General features: G+C 47.4%; 16 protein-coding genes and 1 pseudogene. 5 read left to right on the top strand and 12 right to left on the bottom strand.

What is annotated here, in order from left to right:
• The first annotated feature begins 68 nt into the window (after nt 1–68).
• Both OCV96_RS00480 and OCV96_RS19695 read left to right on the top strand, forming a co-directional pair.
• On the top strand, nt 69–902 hold the full coding sequence (locus OCV96_RS00480) for an AraC family transcriptional regulator (RefSeq protein ID WP_262593223.1): 834 nt from the start codon (nt 69–71) through the stop codon (nt 900–902).
• Nucleotides 880–1,047 (top strand): annotated as a pseudogene (locus OCV96_RS19695) (IS4 family transposase); the annotation flags it as partial. The gene OCV96_RS00480 and the pseudogene OCV96_RS19695, both read left to right, overlap by 23 nt.
• Before the next feature lie 39 nt (nt 1,048–1,086).
• Here the strand turns inward: OCV96_RS19695 and OCV96_RS00475 are convergent.
• The 8 genes from OCV96_RS00475 to OCV96_RS00440 form a co-directional block, all read right to left on the bottom strand.
• Nucleotides 1,087–1,854: a zinc ribbon domain-containing protein gene (locus OCV96_RS00475; RefSeq protein WP_262593222.1), complete on the bottom strand. Its 768-nt coding sequence runs from the start codon at nt 1,852–1,854 to the stop codon at nt 1,087–1,089.
• 395 nt (nt 1,855–2,249) lie between these two features.
• Complete coding sequence (locus OCV96_RS00470) at nt 2,250–3,143, bottom strand: ROK family protein (protein WP_262593221.1); 894 nt, start codon at nt 3,141–3,143, stop codon at nt 2,250–2,252.
• A gap of 28 nt (nt 3,144–3,171) precedes the next feature.
• Nucleotides 3,172–4,350 (bottom strand): MFS transporter, encoded by a 1,179-nt coding sequence (locus OCV96_RS00465; RefSeq protein WP_227063478.1) that lies wholly within the window; start codon nt 4,348–4,350, stop codon nt 3,172–3,174.
• The gene (locus OCV96_RS00460) at nt 4,325–5,683 is read right to left on the bottom strand and encodes a glycoside hydrolase family 28 protein (protein ID WP_118502887.1); all 1,359 of its coding nucleotides are present in this window, start codon (nt 5,681–5,683) and stop codon (nt 4,325–4,327) included. The genes OCV96_RS00465 and OCV96_RS00460 overlap by 26 nt, the downstream gene beginning before the upstream one ends.
• 22 nt (nt 5,684–5,705) lie before the next feature.
• The gene (locus OCV96_RS00455) at nt 5,706–8,828 is read right to left on the bottom strand and encodes an alpha-mannosidase (protein WP_262593220.1); all 3,123 of its coding nucleotides are present in this window, start codon (nt 8,826–8,828) and stop codon (nt 5,706–5,708) included.
• Nucleotides 8,829–8,904: 76 nt separating this feature from the next.
• A complete protein-coding gene (locus OCV96_RS00450) occupies nt 8,905–9,786 on the bottom strand; it encodes a carbohydrate ABC transporter permease (protein ID WP_227734005.1) in 882 nt (293 codons plus the stop codon).
• Nucleotides 9,770–10,684, bottom strand: a complete 915-nt coding sequence (locus OCV96_RS00445; protein WP_117465050.1) for a carbohydrate ABC transporter permease — start codon at nt 10,682–10,684, stop codon at nt 9,770–9,772. The genes OCV96_RS00450 and OCV96_RS00445 overlap by 17 nt, the downstream gene beginning before the upstream one ends.
• A 125-nt stretch (nt 10,685–10,809) precedes the next feature.
• Nucleotides 10,810–12,144 (bottom strand): ABC transporter substrate-binding protein, encoded by a 1,335-nt coding sequence (locus OCV96_RS00440; RefSeq protein ID WP_227734006.1) that lies wholly within the window; start codon nt 12,142–12,144, stop codon nt 10,810–10,812.
• A 338-nt stretch (nt 12,145–12,482) separates the two neighbouring features.
• Between OCV96_RS00440 and OCV96_RS00435 the strand changes: the two genes are divergently transcribed.
• Both OCV96_RS00435 and OCV96_RS00430 read left to right on the top strand, forming a co-directional pair.
• On the top strand, nt 12,483–14,273 hold the full coding sequence (locus OCV96_RS00435; RefSeq protein ID WP_262593219.1) for a sensor histidine kinase: 1,791 nt from the start codon (nt 12,483–12,485) through the stop codon (nt 14,271–14,273).
• Nucleotides 14,248–15,771, top strand: coding sequence for a response regulator transcription factor (locus OCV96_RS00430; protein ID WP_262593218.1), 1,524 nt, complete (start codon nt 14,248–14,250; stop codon nt 15,769–15,771). The genes OCV96_RS00435 and OCV96_RS00430 overlap by 26 nt, the downstream gene beginning before the upstream one ends.
• A 25-nt stretch (nt 15,772–15,796) precedes the next feature.
• Here OCV96_RS00430 and OCV96_RS00425 read toward each other — a convergent pair whose 3' ends face one another.
• Both OCV96_RS00425 and OCV96_RS00420 read right to left on the bottom strand, forming a co-directional pair.
• On the bottom strand, nt 15,797–16,657 hold the full coding sequence (locus OCV96_RS00425) for a sugar phosphate isomerase/epimerase family protein (protein ID WP_117568627.1): 861 nt from the start codon (nt 16,655–16,657) through the stop codon (nt 15,797–15,799).
• A 13-nt stretch (nt 16,658–16,670) separates the two neighbouring features.
• Complete coding sequence (locus OCV96_RS00420) at nt 16,671–17,825, bottom strand: Gfo/Idh/MocA family protein (protein WP_262593217.1); 1,155 nt, start codon at nt 17,823–17,825, stop codon at nt 16,671–16,673.
• Nucleotides 17,826–17,950: 125 nt separating this feature from the next.
• On the opposite strand from OCV96_RS00420, the gene OCV96_RS00415 reads away from it, so the two are divergent.
• Nucleotides 17,951–18,853 carry a helix-turn-helix domain-containing protein gene (locus OCV96_RS00415; protein ID WP_262593216.1) on the top strand — a complete coding sequence of 301 codons (903 nt, stop codon included), beginning with the start codon at nt 17,951–17,953 and terminating at the stop codon, nt 18,851–18,853.
• Between the two features lie 53 nt (nt 18,854–18,906).
• Here OCV96_RS00415 and OCV96_RS00410 read toward each other — a convergent pair whose 3' ends face one another.
• Both OCV96_RS00410 and dctP read right to left on the bottom strand, forming a co-directional pair.
• Nucleotides 18,907–19,347 (bottom strand): hypothetical protein, encoded by a 441-nt coding sequence (locus OCV96_RS00410; RefSeq protein WP_242993367.1) that lies wholly within the window; start codon nt 19,345–19,347, stop codon nt 18,907–18,909.
• Between the two features lie 7 nt (nt 19,348–19,354).
• The gene (gene dctP / locus OCV96_RS00405) at nt 19,355–19,732 is read right to left on the bottom strand and encodes a TRAP transporter substrate-binding protein DctP (protein ID WP_227734025.1); all 378 of its coding nucleotides are present in this window, start codon (nt 19,730–19,732) and stop codon (nt 19,355–19,357) included.
• Nucleotides 19,733–19,918 lie beyond the last annotated feature (186 nt).

Genomic DNA, 19,918 nt, shown 5'->3' with positions numbered 1-19,918 from the left:
ATCCGTAGGCATCAAAGTTAAGGGCTTTTGACCCCGACATCATAATACCTGAGAGGAGTGAATCAGAAATGACAGATAGAAGAACTTTTTTATGCGAAGATTTTGAAATTTCCTATGAAGATACAAAAAAAGGATGGTCCATGCCCTATTCGCATCACCACACCAACTATGAAATCTATATTCTGCTCTCCGGGGAGCGTCTGGTTACCATCGGCGATATCACCTACCGGGTAAAAGCCGGCATGGCAAGCCTGTTTGAGAGCAATATCTCTCACCGAAGCGTCGGTGACACGGATTATACCGGGATCTGCATCCATTTTTCAAAAGTCTATCTTGAAAAATACTTTTTACCTGCCGTAGTATCTTCCTACCTGACCTGTTTCAAGGCACCGATTATTTTCATTCCCGAGGATTACAGACAAAAGCTCGTCGACTGGAACGCAGCTTCCTGCTGCAAATCTCCCACTGCCTACCTGTTGCTTGCACAGATTCTTACAGATCTGGCAGCTTTTCGCTATCAGTATCCTCTTGAAAATGATATTTCTGTCAGTGAGAATAAAGCTTCCGGTTTTCAGCGGATCATTAATTATATTAACGCAAACTATACAACGCTTCAGACCGTCCGGGATATCGCCGAATCCTGCGGTGTGTCCGAAAGCTATGTCCACCGGGCTGTCCGGCGGACAGAATCCCTCACCGTAAAAGAATATGTTAATAAGCTTCGCCTCCGTCATGCCATACACCAGGTGGAACAGGGCGGCAATTCTCTCTCTGTCATCAGCAAGTCCTGTGGTTTCCAAAGCGTTTCTTATTTTTACCGGGTTTTTAAAAAACACTACGGCATGACCCCTACACAATATTTTTCCAAAAAAGAACCCCATTACTTTCTGCAGATCACTTAGTATCCTGATGGATGCCTTAATGGCAAGCCTTCAGGAAATCCTAAAGCTCAGCAATGAGCAGTTGGCTGTATTTACTGCTGATTTTGAATCAAGACTACCGAGATATCTGCGGAATGCACTTCATCCGGAAGCAGTAGCGGCTTAAACCACTATTTTGTTAGCTGAAATTTTCTTTTTGTTAACATTATCTCTTTTTATAAATCAGAAGCTCCGGATTTTCACCATTCTTCTCATATGTACATACCAGAATAAAATCCATACCTGCCAGAATGCCAAAGCATCTGTCTCCTCCGAATTCAGACTCCAGTTGGTTCCCCAGATAGGTTTTCTGATCATCAAGGAATTTCATTTTCTGTCCATTTGGCAGACTATATTCCAGATTCACATGTTTCCCCACAAGTGCATTTAGTTTATCTACCCTGGGAAGTCCGTCTATATGCAGATCATTTATTTCATTTATCAACTGCATTTTAAACTCTTCAAACTGCCCATTGTCACTAAGTTCATCATACCTTTTCCAGTAATCCAATTGGGGAAGCATTTCTTTCAGATAAGAACGTACCTGTTCTTCGGTAAAGTTTTCATTTACCATATTCTTTACACACACATCAATCAATTCATCCATATCATTATATGTGTACGTTCCATCTGCATAGCACCATTTACAATACTCCTCATTTAATGTGCCATCCTTATCACGTCCCAATATGGAATCATCATCAATTGGCATTCCGCAGCACTGGCAGATCAGCTTTCTGGGTTCTCCCAAAAGCGTATTGATTGAAACATCAAATTCTTTTGATAAGAGCTTAAGTGTATCAGTATTGGGAACGGTATCACCGTTTTCCCAACGCGATACCGCCTGCCTTGTAACCATGATTTTATCTGCCAGCTCGTCCTGTGACATTCCTCTTTCCGTACGAAGTTTCAAAATAATATTTTTTGTTTCCATAGTCATCACCTCCATAACCATATCATATAGATAAATTCATGTTATGAAAAGCAACCTGCTGTTGCCATACTCTATGCCTGTCATCCACCAAAATATTTTCGGCACTTTTCGCTTTTAGTGCCAAAAGTGTATTGACAAAATTATGATTATTTATTACATAATTTCAAATCTTTGTTACACATTTTCATCTCCGCAATCTTGGAACTGCCCAGCAACGTTCCACACACCACTTACAGTACCCCGGCGTCTCGGCGGTGCCAACCCCGACACGGCAAAACCGGATTCTCCCGAGATCCTTGCCTTACAGGACCGCAAAAAAAGAGGGCGAGATCGCCGAAAACTCTCTGGTGATTTCACCCTCTCTGGATTATCAACCGCTACTTCATCAAGCCTCCTCACAGATTCTTCCCACATTCCATCAGGTATGCATCCATTCCCAGACACATTGCACCGATGATTCCGGGGTTCTCGCCCAGTGCAGGAGCCACCACATACTGTGACATATCCTTCGGCAGGCTGGTCTCCGGCAGATAGCCATTCAGAAACTCCACCGCATTCTGTCTCACCATGTCGAAAACCTTCTCCTGGTGCATCACACCGCCCCAGAGAATGATCTTCTCCGGCGAGTAAGTCAGCATGTAATCTGCCACAGCCTGTCCGATGTAGTAACTTTCCAGTTCCCAGACATCCTCTCTTCCGGCCAGTTCAGCTCCCTTTCTGCCATACCTGCCCTGAATCGCAGGACCGGAAGCCAGTCCTTCCAGACAGGCACCGTGATAAGGACAGCAGCCTTCATAGGTATCCTCCGGGTGCCTGCGCAGGAAGATATGTCCGCCCTCGGGATGCATCAGGCCATGCAGCAGTCTGCCGTTAATATATGCCCCTACACCTACTCCCGTACCAATGGTGATATAGAGCGCATTCTCACACTCCTTGGCTGCGCCGAAGCGTACCTCGCCAAGCACTGCTCCATTGACATCTGTATCAAAACCTACAGGGACTTTCAGTGCTTCCCGGAACGCTCCCGCAAAATCATAAAATCTCCATGCCAGCTTCGGAGTGCTGGTAATATAGCCGTAGGTTGCCGATTTTTTATTCAGATCCACCGGGCCGAAACAGCCGATCCCCAGTGCCTCGATTCCTTTATCCTGAAAATATGCTATCATTTTCGGCACCGTACTCTCCGGTGTCTCCGTAGGGAATACTGCCCTGTCGAAAATCTTTCCCTGCTCATCTCCTATGGCACATACCATCTTTGTGCCGCCGGCTTCAATTCCGCCTAATTTCATTCTGACATCCTCCCAATACAACTTTTTACTATGCCTGTTCCCTGTTCAGGATCCGCTTATGGAACACCAGCACAAACAACAGAGTAAAGAGTATCATTGCTGCCGGCATGATCAGAAAGCTCCTGCCATATCCTGTTTTTTCAGCAATGTCTCCGTAAATATAGTTAAATCCAATATCAAACAGGGATGCCACACTGATGATCAATCCGGACATCGTAGACACTTGCGACGGATCATAAAGTCTCCCGATGGCCATAACCAGTGTCGGATAAATGATCGAGCAGAACAGTCCGGCCAGACTCAGCATCCAGAGTGCCCCACTGAAGATCCCTGCCGCATAAAGCACTGCAGAAATCACAGAAAACAAGGCAATGCTCGGGAATACCTTCAGCCGGTCAACCAACGGAGAAAAGACCAGTCTTCCCACCGTCATTCCGCCAAAAAACAACGCCATATAATTGGCAGCCTTTCCCTGCTCCAGTCCCAGCGCATTGGTTCCGTAGATCACAAACCAGTTCAGCATTCCATGTTCTGCAATAAAGTATACACCAAAGATCACCACCATGACAATCCAAAGGTAGTTTCCCTTCATTTTCCTTCCCTGCCGATCCTTTTCTGCCTTCTTCACTTCTCCGCTGTCCGGGATCTGCAGTTTTAAAATGATCAGGAACGCCAGAACGCCGATGGCAAAAAGCACCCCTGTCACAGCTTTCCATCCGCCAAAATCGTTAGCCAGATTTCCGATCAGACTCTGTCCTCCGCTGGTACCGATTCCCTGCGTAAAGAACAATACATTGACGATCATGGCCGGTGATGTGGCAAAAATGAACGGTGTGATCAGTGTAATGGACGTATTCAACAGCGTAGAAGCTCCCATTGCCAGGAACATTCCCACCAGCAATGCATAATAGTTATCTGTAAGCAGGAATACCAGCATTGCACACATCCATACTGCGAGAAATCCCAAAAAAGCCTTTTTGCGGTCGATCTTATCCATGATTCTGCCTCCGGCCAGCAGGAAGCACAGATTTCCCGCATAGCTTACGGCTATGATCGTGGACAGCCCCTTTGCCGTCAATGCAAAATGCGTCTGAAAAATGCCGGAGAAAATACCTCTCAGGCTGTCACTGATTCCCAGGCCGACCATCAGGATTGCAAATCCGATGAGAGCGATCCTTCTATTACTCTTCTCCATTCTGGCTCCCATCTTCCGGCTCTTCTACATCGATCCGTACATTTTCTACATTTCCCAGTGTCACGTCCTCCTCGTAAAAAGGCAGGATTCCTTCTTTCTTCGTGATCTGAATATCATGGAAGGAGACATTCTTCACATAATCCGCATAGATTCCGGAAATCTTTGTGTGGATCTCTCCCTCTCCCTGGCAGGGTCTCTTATCGTAGCCGTTGATCTCCCACTTGGATTTCTTATCCAGTGTCAGCCGAATGCCCTCAAAGGTCACATCTTCAATATAATTGTCTTCACTGCCCAGCAGGAAAATGCCGTTTTCTCCCTCGCAGGTAATATTCTGGAAGCGGATATTGCGGATCTTACCGGCCTTAACTCCGGGTTTGCGATCCAGCGCAGTCAGGCAGACAGCCTCCGCTCTTCCCCACCATTCATAAGAGAATCTTCTGGTCTCCATAATGATGTTGGAAAAGATTACATTTTCCACGTTGCCATTATCTCTGATCTGAATGGAAATTCCACGGTTACTTCTGGAAATACAGCAATTTTCCACCAGAATATTCCGGAAGTCAGACTCTCCCTCCGTGCCGAATTTGATGGCAGCACTGGTGGATACCAGAGTACAATTGGTGACCACGATATTTTCACAGGGACCGTATTTCTTATAATCCCCGGAATTTTTCAATACGATGGCGTCATCTCCACATTCAATGTGACAGTTACTGATCCGGACATTCTGACAGTGATCCGGATCGATGCCATCGGAATTCGCCATCTTCAGATTATTCAGCAGGCGGATACCGTCGATCAGCACATCCTTACAGCCTACCAGATGCACTGTCCAGAAGGCACAGTTCGTCAGGCGGACTTCCTTGATGGTCAGATGCTTTACATCCTCCAATAGCAGGAGCGGAACTCTGGGATAATAGGAACCCTCGATATGATAACCCGAGTCATCTCCGTAAAAGACAGATTCATTGCCATCAATGGTACCCTGTCCGGAGATCGTCACATTTTCCTGTCCCAGCGCATAGATAAAGGCATGGAACGGGCGTCCTGCATATTCACTGTTCAGGAAAGAAGGCAGGCCGGATTCATGGGCTGTGATTTTACCATTGTTGCGCAACGGGTAATAATCTTCTATGTTGCTGCTGGCTTTCCAGACAGCGCCCGGCTCCAGATGTACCTCCACATTGGATTTCAACAGCACATATCCGGAAGAATATGTCCTGCCGCCGGGGAAGAGGACTACGCCTCCTCCCTGTTCTGCACACGTATCGATTGCTTTCTGAATGACAGGGGCATCATTGGTCTGTCCATCGCCCACTGCACCGTATTCTAATATATTGATCATAATTTTCTCCTTCGTAACCCTCTCACTTTTTTTCATTCACAATACGCAGGGTCTTGATTTCATAAGGCTTCATAGTAAAGCTCCATCCGTCCTGTGCACGGGTCATATCCGCATTCTCCACCCCGGAAAAATTCTCCATGCAGTCACAGACTGTTACCTGTGCATCCGGAGCAAGTGGGAAGTTCACATGCACTTTGGTACGCATTCCCCAAGTCTCATAGATACGTACGATGATGCCATTGCCGTCCTCTGCTGCTTTCACAGTATCTGCCATCACATTTTCCTCTGCTATCTGCAGCATTGAGAAGCTGTCTTCATAGATACCCTGTACCTTCTCCCATGCCATCGGGCAGTTCAGATCGTAAGCTTCTCTTACCACACTGCCCTTGCGGAAATCTCCCTGATGAGGGAACAATGCGTAGGTAAATTCATGCTGTCCCTGATCTGCATCGGGATTGGGGAAAATACCTGACTTGATCAATGTCAGTCCCATCACACCCTCATGGACATCATAACCGTATTTGCAGTCATTCATCAGTGCCACACCATAACCGGGCTCGGAAAGATCTGCCCATTTGTGTGCGCATACCTCGAATCTTGCACGATCCCAGGATGTGTTCTTGTGTGTCGGCCGCTTTACATTGCCGAACTGGATCTCATAATCCGCTTCATGTGCCAGAATATCCACAGGGAAGGATACTCTGAGCAGCTGTTGATGTTCCTGCCAGTCCACTCTGGTCTGAAAATCGATCCTTGCGGTGTGCCGGTAGAAACGAATGGTCTGTTCGATCATGGAATCCTGGAACCGTCTGCGCACATGTAATGCCGCCGTCTCCGGTCCGTTCTCCAATACTTTGAATTCTTCCACATCAATGACATCCCAGGATTTCTCCAGATATCCCTCGTCAATATTCCAGGCATCGAATTCTGCCGGCCGATCCTCATATACGGTGAGACGGTTACCCATCCTGCCCTTTTGGATCAGTTCCCGGTCCTCCCTGATATCCACCAGGCTTGTGATCTCAGCATTGGCATCAAATCTTACGGTAAAATAGGGCGTTTTGAAGCTTACCGGTCGTCCGTTTTCCTCCATTACAAGCTCAGTGAAACAGTTGTCCTCTCCGGAGTTCACCGCTCTGCACACAGTAACACCGCTGGGTCCTGCTGTTATTTTCTGCCAACTGCCCTCTGCATTACGGATCAGTGCCGTACGTGCAAAGCTCAAAGGATTCCATACTGCGCAGACCTCCTCATTCTTCTCCGCACGATACCGGAACAGCTTTTCCCGGATGCTCTTCTTCGCTGTTTTCATCATTTCTTCATCCGCAGCAAAAATCTCTTCATACTGTGCGGCGGAATCCTCATACACTTCCTTAATAGAGGAACCGGGCAGAATATCGTGGAACTGGTTCAGCAAAAGCAGTTTCCAGCTGTGTTCCAGTTGTTCCTGTGGATAGAGATACTTTTGATCCAGAAGTGATGCCATTGCTGCATACAGCTCGGTTTCGCCGTTTTTGAACTCAGCCTTACGATTATATTTTTTATTCTGTGCCATGGAAGTATAAGTACCACGGTGGAATTCCAGATATAGTTCACCATCCCATACCGCCAGACGCTTTTTGTCCATTTTGTCTTCCAGAATATGAAAGAATTCCTTCACCCCTGTCTGTCTTGCTGCAGGACATTCCACGATGCTGTGCTCCAGCCTTCTGCTCTGCTCCAGCATCTCTTCTGTGGGGCCTCCACCGCCATCACCATAGCCGTAACAGGTCAGCACCTCAGTGCTCACATCCTTATCCTGATACCGCTGCCAGGTACCCATGAGCTGGGAGGCATTCTGCAGACCATTATAAGTGGTGGAATGGTTTCCCACCATCTTCAGGTCACCCGGCTTCTGATAGTTTCTGGTAGAAATCAGATGTGTCAACACTTCCGTTCCGTCAATGCCCTTCCAGAGAAAGGTGTCGTGAGGAAACCGGTTGAACTCATTCCATCCGATTTTCGTGGTCATAAAATAAGGAATCCCGGATTTCTGCAGGATCTGCGGCAGCGCCGCACTGTAACCAAAGACATCCGGCAGCCACAATACTTCATTTTTCTCCGCACCGAGCTCTTGTTCAAAAAATCTGCGGCCATAGATGATATGCCGGATCAGGGATTCTCCGGAGGAAATGTTGCAGTCCGGCTCCAGCCACATGGCCCCTTCTGCTTCCCATCTGCCCTCTTTGATCCGTTCCCTGATTCTGGCCAATACCCCGGGAGCATCTTCCTTCACGAACTCATAGAGCTGTGGCTGACTGGACATAAAACGGTATTCCGGATATCTGTCCATCAGGTTCAGTACCGTCTCAAAGCTGCGCACTGCCTTTTGTCTGGTCTGACGCAGGGGCCATTTCCATGCCACATCAATATGGGTATGGCCGATACTGTGCACCGTCACCGGATTCGGTCTTCTGTCGGCATAATAAGTACCTTCCAGATCCTGCGCCGCCATTTTCATGCTCTCAAAGCATTCTGCGGATCCGGGTCTGCGCAAATCCAACAGATTTATGCATCTTTCCAGTGCTTTAAAGCCCTCGATCCTGGATAGATTGTCCTCCGGCAGAAGATCCGCAGCTTCATAGACAGCCTGCATGTCATAATAGAGTCCCGCCGCCTCTTCCCGGTAGACTGCCAGCTCCAGGCGGAAGAAATTCGTACCGGTAAACGTGCCTGCATACGCACTGGAATACGCATAAAAAGCCAGTTCGTAAGTCTCTCCTGCTTTGGCATGCTCCGACAGAATGATAAACTGATGGTTCATATCCAACGTGGCTGCAAATCTGCCGTTCACATAAGCCATGATCTGGGGATTGTCCGTATTCCAGATATCTGTGGCTCCGGTATTCAGCACGGCACGGACTGTATGCCCCTCCATCTGCTCCGGGATCGCCACATCTGCCAGGAAGAAATAATGCTGATCCAGCTCTCCCCAGGTCTCATTGCGGCCGAAATCCCGGAAATCTTTTCCTTCTCTGTGGAATTCCTCCTCAAAATGGTAATCCGCTTTGGCGATCTTCACGGAAATTACCGGTTGTCTGTCACTATATATCATCTGCTCTACGGCTTCGAGAACAGCTTTGATTCGATTTCTAACAGTGTCCATATCACACTCTCCTCTGATTTTTATCTGAAAACAAGAAAAGCGGGGAGAACCGGAACAGTCTCCCCGCCGAACAGCTTTAGCCCTTGATACCGGTGGATGCAATTCCTTCTACCAGATATTTCTGCATAGTCAGGAAAATAACAAATATAGGAATCAGGGACAAGGTTGCCATTGCAAACATAGCACCCCAGTCAGAACCTGCGGTAGGATCCGAGAACATCTTCAGAGCGTAACTCACCGGATATTTCAGAGGATCGCTTAAGTATAACAGTGCTGCCAGGAAATCATCCCATCTCCACATAAAGGAGAAGATCGCACTGGTTACCAGTGACGGTTTGATCAGAGGAAGGATGATACGGAAGAAGATCGTATAGGTAGAACATCCGTCCATTCTGGCCGCCTCATCCAGATCCATGGGAATCCCCTTGATGAACTGGATATTCAGGAAAATGAAGAATCCCTGACCGAACCACTGGGGAACAATGATAGGAAGGTAAGAACCGACCCAGCCTAATTTATTAAAAATTATGTACTGCGGGATCATTACTACCTGGAACGGAAGCATCATGGACAACAGCATGCAGGCGAACCAGAATCCCTTGAATTTGAAGTTAATTCTTGCGAAGCCGTATCCGATCACAGCAGAGGAAGCCACTGCTCCGATGGTGGATAAACCTGCGATCACAAAAGAGTTTTTGAAGAAGCTTCCGAAATTGTATCCGGCAAATCCCTGCCAGCCTACCTTGTAGTTCTCCAGAGAGAAGTGTCTCGGGATCAATTCCGATGCCGTTCTTATAATCTCATTGGTATCCTTAAAAGAACTAAGTACCATCCATACTAACGGATATATCATCACGCAGGCAAAACAGAAGGTGAAGATATGATAAATCACTCCGATAGCAAATCTTTTTTCTTTATATCCTTTTTTCATACGCTCACCATCAACCTTCTGATTCATAATATACCCACTTGTTCTGGGTCTTGAACAAGATCAGTGTCAAAATTCCTACTACCAGAATCATAAACCATGCAAGTGCACATCCATAGCCAAGTTTGTTATAGGTAAATGCGTTCTGGTACATATATACAGTATAGAAAAGGGTGGTATCCCTTGGTTTTCCCTGTGTAATAATGTAGCTCTGTGTAAATGCCATAAAGCCGTTGATCAACTGGTTGATCAGATTGAAGAAAATCGTGGGGGTCAGCATGGGGAGTGTGATCTTGAAGAACTTATGGACACCGCCAGCTCCATCCATGGTGGCTGCCTCATATAAGCTTACGGGAATCTGCTTTAATCCTGACAGGAAGATCAGCATGGAGGATCCGAACTGCCATACTGCCAAAATGATCAGGGTCCAGATCGCAGTATCGGAACGTCCCAGCCATGCGATATCCAGTCCGAACAGACCGTTGATCACACCGTCACTGGCGAACATTCTTTTCCACAGAATGGCAACCGCCACACTGGAACCGATAATGGAAGGAAGGTAATACACTGCTCTGTAAAAGCCGGACAGCTTGGTGCTCTTCACTAGAAGCATTGCTACGATCAATGCCATGATCAGACGAAGAGGTACGGAAAATACCACGTAATACATGGTGACACCGAATACCTTCCAGAATTTCGGATCATCCGTGAACATGGTAATGTAGTTTTCCAGCCCAATGAATGTCGGGGACTGTAAAATATTGTATCTTGTAAATGAAAATGCAAAAGATAAAAGCATGGGAACCATCATGAATGCCAGAAATCCGATAATGAACGGTCCGACAAACACATATCCGGATACGTTAGGACTATCCAGCCACTGGCCCAATGTTCTTTTTCTCTTTGGGGAAGTCTTTTCTTTGCTCATTTTTCCTCTCCTTCTGCCGTTTCTATAACAAGCGCCCGGTTCCCGCCCGATGCCGGATGGGATCCAGGCGCCCTTTGATTACAATTTGTTATAACGGTCTTACTTCAGAAGTCTTACTTCTCGTCTTACTTTGCCGTCTCGCTCAGAATCTTCTGAGATGTGGTTACGAATTCTTCTGCTGCTCCCGCTGCATCTGTATCTCCATAACGCAGGTTCTCAACAATGGTCTTTGCCTGTGCTTCTATTTCGCCCTTACCAGAGGGATCGGGATCATCAATAGGAGTTGCGATCTTGGATACTTCTGCGATATAGTCAAATACCTTCTGGGAATTCTCATCCACATTAGGTTTGATCGCTTCTGCTACATCACTGTTCACAGGGATACCTCTCTCTGCCATCAGGATATTGTTGCACTCAATACTGTTGGTGAACCAGTCCAGGAATTTTGCAGCTTCCTCTTTATTCTGGGAAGTCTCAGCAATAGAAAAGAACTGGCTGGGCTTTAAGAACATCGGTTGGGTGGTTGCATCGCTGGTAGTAGGATACATGGTGATTCCCAGATCTCTACCGGCTGTGTTGGCAATACTGATGTACTGGTTGGAATAAGAAAAGTCATTCCATGTGGTTCCATCAATGATGGGCTTGGTCTCTACTACATCCGGGTTCTTCTCTGCCAGAAGATCAGGAGAAATAGCGGATTCCGCCTTGTTGAACTTATCTACATTAGCGAAGTGGGTTTCGCTTGCAGTCTTGGTTCCTGCTGCCAGTTCATCGAACAAATGAGATCCCTGGGTTCTTGCGATGATCTGCATCATATTGATGCCGCCATCGTAGTAGGTCTTCACACCGGTCTTCTCGTAAATGGTCTGTCCGATATCATACAGTTCTTCGATGGTCAGCTGCTCGGGAAGCTCTACACCGGCCTGTTCTACGATTTCTTTGTCATATACCATCATAGGAGCATTACTGCCAAGGCTTAATGCATAACAGGTTCCATCAATAGATCCACTATCGATAACGCTGTCTGCAATCTTGCTGGTGTCAATGACACCGCTGTCAATGAACTGGCTCAGATCAGCAAGCTGGCCGCTCTGCTGATACTGTTGCAGATAGGAGTAATCCATCTGGATAATATCGGGAAGGTTGCCGCCTGCTGCCATTGCAGAAAGCTTATCCCAGTAGCCGGACCAGTCGGTAAACTCTACCTTGATCTCTACATTGGGGTTCTGTTCCATGTAAAGGTCAACTGCCTTCTTGGTTACATCATTTCTTGTCTGGTTGCCCCACCAGCAAAGGCTCAGGGTTACTTTGTCACCACTGGCAGCCTGTGCTGCGCTGTTATCACCTGTGGCAGCGGAGCCTGTGCCAGATGCATCAGAACTGCCTGCGCTGCTTCCACATGCAGCCAGAGACATGGTCATCAATACAGCCATAAGACCTGCAATCATTCTTTTCTTCATTTGTTATACCTCCCATACAATCTGTCGGGTATGTGTCCTGCACATCCCTCGTTGTTGTTTTGATGAATTTATTTTATGTCCATTTTGCATAATGGTAAAGTTAAATAACGGTTCTGTCGATGCAAAAAATGGCTTTTTAACCATAATCTTACATTTTTTTCGTCACATTTTCATACTTTTTTCAGTTTTTCCATATTCCATATGGCATTTTGCATAATTTCGTGTTCAAAAAAAGGTTTCTGAATGTTCAAAAAACGGCTTTTTGTTTTCTTCCCACGGATGAAAATTGAACTTCCCATATTTTTACTATATAATAACCATGATACGGAGGTTTTTCCATGAGCAATTTATCACAGCGTTTTAATAATCTGTCTTTATATAAGAAAATACTACTGATCCTGTCAACGACATTGCTTTTTGTGTTCTTTGCTTTTGTTGTGGGCATTCAGCTTCTTTCCCAGTATTATGCCCGTGAGCTGTATACTTCCAATGCACAGTCTCTGAATTATGTATCTTCCTTCGTCTCTGCAAGAATGGAGACCGTGGAATCCGGTTCTGCCCGGATCCTGTCCGATACCATCATTCAGACGAATCTCACCGATATCATGGATGCTCCCACCAGTATCCGTAATGCCCAGAGAAAGCAGACGATATATCAGGCTCTCTATCCTTATATTTTTGATGACGACTATATCAAATCCATCAGTCTGGTACTTCCTGACGACACACTGATCTGTATGGGAAATACTTCCGATCTGGATGCTTTTCCTCTGGAGGAACTGGCAGAAAATGCAGCAGCCTGCCAGGGGCGTGCCAGCTGGAGTGCACCGGCTTCCCCCGGGAATACCATCGTACTTTACCGGGATATCCGGCAGCTTCGCCATCTGACCCTGGATCATCTGGCTTACCTGTACATAGTGATCGACCTGGACCAGCTGATCAGTGATGCCCTGGAGAATGCCGGATATTCTCTCTCCACGCATTCCCGTTTTATCCTGTTTGCAGGAAATGCGCAGTTTTACCCACAGGAGACTTACCATCCGGAACAGTATTCCAGCCTGCTGCAGTCGCTGAATCATGGCAGCAGCCATTATTCTATTCTTTCCATAGATAAACGAAAGACCTTTGTCATCCAGGGAGATTTTCCACGTACCGGATGGAATTATCTGTATTTTCAGGATTACGATCCGCTCTTTTCTGCGATCCATACCGTTCTGATCCGGATGATCCTGTTCTCCGCCGTGGTCGTGATGATCGCTCTGTTTCTGGCACTGTTGCTTCTGCGCAGGATACTGCACCATCTGGATCTTCTGGTAGAGAAGATCCGCCGCTTCGGACAGGGACTCCAGGATCCGGAGGACACCGCTCACTACGATTACAGTCTCCGTACCGATGAGATCGGGCAGCTGCATGTCAGCTTTGACGAAATGAAATCCAATGTAAAGACTTTGCGGGATAAAAACTATGAAAAGCAGCTGTTGCTCCGGGATACCAATATCAAGATGCTGCAGCAGCAGATCAACCCGCATTTTCTCTACAATACCCTGGATACCATCAACTGGATGGCGCAAAAATACGGTGCCGATGACATCTCCACCATGGTCCGTTCCCTGGGGAATCTGTTCCGCGCTGCTGTCAACAGCAAAGAAGACCTGATCCCTTTAAAAATGGAACTGGACCTTTTAAAGGATTATATCCGGATCCAGCAGATCCGTTTCGGAGACCGGCTGGACTTCCAGCTGCATGTGCCGGATGACATTTCCAATATTTATGTCCCGACACTTTGTATCCAGCCTCTGGTAGAGAACGCATTAAAATATGCTCTGGAATTCAGTGACGATGTCTGTCATATCACCGTCACCATTTCCGAAAAAGACACCGTCTACCAGATTACCGTAGCAAATACCGGTTCCCATTTCGAGGATGATCTCATCTGGAAGCTGGAACACAGGCAGGTCACTCCCCAGGGTTCCGGTGTGGGACTGGTGAATATCAACTCCCGCCTGAAGCTGCTCTTCGGCGACCGGTACGGCTTATCTATATACAATGAAGACGGAATGGCCATTGTACTGCTGTCCATTCCCAAAGAAAGAGAGGATTCTTATGCTCAGATTGATGATTGTAGATGATGAACAGATCATACGTGAAGCACTTTCTTCCATGATCGATTATACCTCCCTCGGCTACAAGGTGATTGCTACCGCCAAAAACGGAATGGAAGCCTATGACCGGATCCGTGATGACTATCCCGATGTTGTGATCACGGATATCAAGATGCCTATTTTGAACGGTCTGGAACTGATCGAACGTGCCTCCCGCATCGACTCCCGGATCACTTTTATCCTGTTATCCGGTTACGGTGAATTCGAATATGCCAAGCAGGCCATGAAATACGGGGTCCGCTACTATCTCTTAAAACCCACGGACAAGCAGGAGCTGATCAACTGTCTGGATACGATCCGTGAAGAAAAAAAGCAAAAAGAGGTACAGCAGAAGGCGGAGCAGGCCCTTCTGCTGAAGGATATGCAGTCGCCATTAGAACAGGGGCTGCTTATGGAAGCATTGGATCAGCCTGATAATTTTCCCCAGGTATTCAAAAAGTATCAGGGACTTCTGTCCTTTCCCGAAAAGGGACTATATGCCTGTATCTGTTCCTTTGTAGAAGAAACCTATCTGAAAAGTTTTCTAAAGGATATCGTGCGGATTCTGCTTTCCTGCGGAGCAGAAAGTGTCTTTCCTGTAATTTATGTAAAAAACAGTGCTCTTTTCGTCCTGTCCTCTCCCACCCTGGCCCATCAGGAAAAGATCCGCCAGTCTTTGGAGGAGCTGCATTATCCGCAACAGTGTGTAACCTTTGAAACCTCTTTTCTCCACGGTGATACTTCGGAAGATTTGTTTGCGCAGATCATATCCAAGATATCCCGCTATGAACGGATCCTGCTGATCCGCCCAGAAACCGGAGAAACCAGGGACTTCCATAACAACATGGCCGCTCCCTGGCGAATTTCCAAGCTGCGTGAGGCATTTACCGCTTCCCCGGCCGAAACGGATATTCCATCTCTGCTGGATTCCGTCTTCACTCCTTCCATGACACCGGATGTTGCGAAGAATATCGCCCTGGGACTTTTCCTGAATCCCGATAACTCCGGACAAGAGCCGCCGCTCGATATTGCCTGTGACTTTTTCCGCCGCCTGTATTCCTGTACCCAGACCTCCGAAATCCGGAAGCTGGCGGAGATCGTACTGCTGCAGGAGAAGGACGAGGCTGCCTCCTCTAAGGGCGGTGCCAACATCAGCCTCTTAAAATCTTACGTGGAAGCCCACCTGGACTGTGAGACCCTGTCTTTAAAATGGCTGGCAGAGAACTATCTCTTTGTCAGTGTCGGCTACCTGAGCAAACAATTTGTAAAGGAGGAAGGCATCCGGTTTTCCGATTACCTGAACAAAAAGCGGATGGAACAAGCCATCCGCCTTATGGTGTACTATCATAATGACAATATCAAAACTATTGCCAGGTCTGTGGGATTCGGCAATAATCCACAGTATTTCAGCCAGGTATTTAAAAAATATACCGGCTATACTCCCACAGAGTATATTGAGAAGGTGGGTGCCTCTGCGCCCTCCTGATGCAGTCTCCCTCATCGTAAGGGAATTACATGCAGTTGTCCAGAAGCTTCATCAAAGCATCATGCGCTATGGTAAATGTCTCAAGACCGCTGAGTACCTTCTTTTCTTTGACAGCAATGCTCCTGCCGTCCTTTTCCAGTGCATGGAAACCCTCAAACTCAAACAGGTGCGGTTCCAGTGACAGGAATCCATCAAATCCGGAGGCTGACAGACGCTTCAGGATCACCGCCACATTTCCGTCACCATAGCCTGCCGGAACTACACTCTGGTCTGACTTCAGTGCATCCTTTACATGGATATAGGCAATATAGGACTTTAACATCTCATAGGCTTCCAGCGTATCCTGTCCGCACTGTACAAAGTTGGCAAAGTCAAAAATAGCTTTAAAATGATCCCCGTAAAAGGTATCCATGAGTTTTTTGCATTCCGGAGCCATTGCTCCATAGATATCTTTTTCATTTTCATGCAGGAGCAGTGTATCATTCGCAGAGGCATAGTCCACGAATTTACCGATCCTGTCGAAGACTTCGCCCTCATAGGCTGCCGGATCACTCTCCTGCGGAAGATAGAAGCTGAACATCCGGATCGTCGGGCATTCCATCTTATGGCTGATCTCCACTGCCCTCTTGAACTCTTCAAAATGGGGAGTGAAATCATCCGTGATCAGAATCTTACCCAAGGGAGATCCCAGGGCAGAAAGCCGGATTCCATTATCATCCAGTGTCTTCTTGATCTGCTCCACTTTTTCATCCGTGTGATAGATCAGATTTTCTCCATCCACTCCACGCATCTCCACATAAGACATTCCCAGTCCTTTCAGTCCTGCGATCTGAGCTGTCAGTTCCGGTGCGATTTCATCTGCAAAACCTGTGATTTTTACTGTCATTCTTTTGTCCTCCTTAATAAGTGCCTGTCGTATCAAATACAATATCAGTGTCTTCCTTTTTTCTGGAAGTGGCACGTTTTTTGTTCAATTCTCGTAAAAACAATTCTTCATCCAACGGCAGTTCCACGGTGCGGTTCAGCCAGCTGGACAGGTGCATGGCATTGGACAGGGTCAGCCCCCGGATTCCCTCCGTTCCCTCTGCCACCAATGGAGTTCCTCTTAAAATATGACCTGCGAACGCTTTCAATACACCAATATGCTGCTCGTTTTGTCCATCCGTCTCAATCTCAATTCTGGAATATTCCGGCTTTTTAAATCCTTCCTTCTCCGTTTTGCAGAAATCACTCACATTGGTGGACAGTTTATCAAAAAATAGTCTGCCTTCCTCGCACACGATTTTTCCCATCTCGAAGGTCAGCTCCAGCCGGTTGGTTCCTGGAGCATCTGCCGTGGTAGTCACGAAGACACCGGTGGCTCCGTTTTCAAATTCCATATAAGCCGTCACATCATCCTCGACCTCGATATCATGCCATTTTCCTTCGTGGCAGAAGGCTCTCACCTTCACAGGCATGCCGCACAGCCATTGCAGCAGATCCAACTGGTGCGGACACTGGTTCAACAGCACGCCGCCACCTTCTCCGTCCCAGGTTGCCTTCCAGCCCGCCGCATCATAATAGCTCTGATTACGATACCAGTCGGTGATGATCCAGTTGACACGTCGTAGCTGCCCAAGTTCGCCGCTCTGGATCATTTCGTGAAGTTTTCTGTATACACAGTTGGTTCTCTGATTTAACATGATGGCAAAGGATCTGTCAGACCTTTCCGCTGCCTCATTCATCTCCCGTACCTGTTTCGTGTAGACTCCTGCCGGTTTTTCGCTGATCGCATGCAGTCCATGCTCCAATGCATAGATGACGAATTCCGGATGCAGATAATGTGGTGTTGCCACCAGAACGGCATCACAGCTTCCCGAATCAATCATTTTCCTGCCATCATCAAATACCTTGACCGTCTCCGGAAGATTGTTCCTTGCCCAGTCCAGGCGGCTCTGCCGGATATCCGCTACGGCGGTCAGTTCCATATCCGGCACCATCCCTTTCAACACATTGCCTGCATGACCGGTTCCCATACTCCCAATACCAATAATGCCCAGTCTTACCTTTTCCATTTAGACACCTTTCCTTTCATTCTCTGATGTATTTCTTTGATGTTCTTATTGTAACTTCTCTACGGTTGTAATAATATGTGTATAAAATACTAATTTTATGAAAAATAACGACCTTTGGAGTGCCTATGAAAACCCAAATGACTATTCCCTATTTTACAATTGATGCACCCTATGAACTGGCTTACCGCAACAACGGAACCTCTTCTCCTGCCAGACCGCATACGCACAACGCTCTGGAAATATATCTTACAATGTCCGACCTCCCGGATGTCCTCTTAGACGACACTGTCTCCAGTGTTTCGAAAGGATCTCTGATCATCATTCCGCCTCACCATGTGCATCAGCTGTTCAATCAGAAGCTGACCATCTATGAGCGCTACGTCCTGAATATTAACAGAGACTGGCTGTATACTGTCCTTGGGGCCGGTTCCGGACTCATGCCTTATGCAGATCCGGCTTTCTCTCCTGCGATCCTCCGGCTTTCTCCCACCGGGCTTACCGGGCTCTGCAGTCAGCTGGATCACTATTTGCAGCTGCATCCTCAGCCCTCCCTTTCTGCCTATGCGGATTTTTTCTCTCTGCTAAGTATACTGGATAGCCGGATCCAGCACGGCCTACAGGCATCTTCTACCGGACAGCGTTCTATTTCCCAGCCCCAGAAAAACATCAATGAGGTCATGGCCTTTATCAACCGGCATCTGACAGAGCCACTGACCTTGGAAAGCATTGCTGCAGAATTCTACCTGAACAAGGACTATCTCGGGCGCCTGTTCAAGGAACATACCCATGCCACCATCGGGCATTATATCTCCGTGCAGCGGGCTAACCTCGCCCAGACGATGCTGGCAGAGGGCCGGACCGTCACCGAGGTACAGGAACTTCTCGGCTTCTCCAGCTATGCCTATTTCTTTAAATTTTTCAAAAAAATGACCGGGATCTCTCCCAGTCAATATCGTAAAGATAACACTATGCCTCTGTCGCATTCTCCGTCTCCACATTCCAAAAAAGGAACTGTAGCCTGTGTATAAACACACATTGCAGTTCCTTTTGCTTTTACCTGTCTACTTCACAAGCTATCTTATTATTTAGTCAGCAGCATCATAATGTCATTGCTTCTTGCCACGAACTTGGTCATGGCATCGGCAGACAGAGGTGCGTGCTGAAGCTTTGCCAGATCGTACAGCTGCTCGCAGATCATTTCTGCATTCTCACCATCCTGGTGCTCAGTAATGTACTGTACCAGAGGATGGCTGGCATTCAGGATCAGGGTCTCTCCCTCACCGCCGAAGGCACTCATGTCCATACCGGGCATGGAATACATCTTCATCATATCCTGCATACGTCTGCTCTCTTCGGACAGAGTGATCATGGAAGAGATCTTCTTGTTCTTCAGCTTCTCTACCTTGACAGTGATCTTGTCGTTCTTCAGAGCTTTCTTCATCAGCTTGCTGATGCTCTCCGCCTGCTCTTCCATCTCTTTCTCGGCCTTCTTGGAAGTCTTGGACTTCAGGGCATCGGTCACATCCGCATCAATACGCTGGAACTTGATTCCCTCGTTCTTTTTCTTCCGCAGAAAGGGTGCTCACACAAGTTCCGTTGGCAATGGCGGTCTGTCTGGACTGTTCCTCTCTGTCTTTCCAGAGTACTCTTTCATATTCCGCAGACTCTCTGGCACATTCCCGCAGGATTTCTCCGTCCAATACCCTCCACATATGCTCCGAATCTCTGTACAGATACGGCAATTGCAGTACATTCATCTCCGGTGCCTGTTCTGCGATCTGCGACAAGGAAACTCTTGCAAAAGCGATCCCGCCGTATTTGATCTGTTCCAGTACTTCGCTTTCCGAACCCAGTTTTGCTTCACTCTCCACGATGATGTGGATCCGTCCTCCGGTACGCTCCTGCACCAGTTCTGCAAAACCTCAGCGTTACCCAGCGCCGCATCCGGGTGCCATTGATTCGCTCCGACGTCTCTGTGACCGATGCCGCTCTCGTCCAAAGTTCCCGGCAGATGCATCTGCGCTGCCGTCCCATCCGTCAATATTACCTTCCACGTTCCCACCAGTGAAATCCCCATCGCAATCCCTCTGTTC

The organism is Waltera acetigignens, assembly GCF_025567015.1.
In the GTDB taxonomy this organism is placed as follows: Bacteria; Bacillota; Clostridia; order Lachnospirales; family Lachnospiraceae; genus Acetatifactor; species Acetatifactor acetigignens.
The sequence above is the reverse complement of the archived record's forward strand: the minus strand, read 5'-3'. Positions and strand labels throughout refer to the sequence as shown.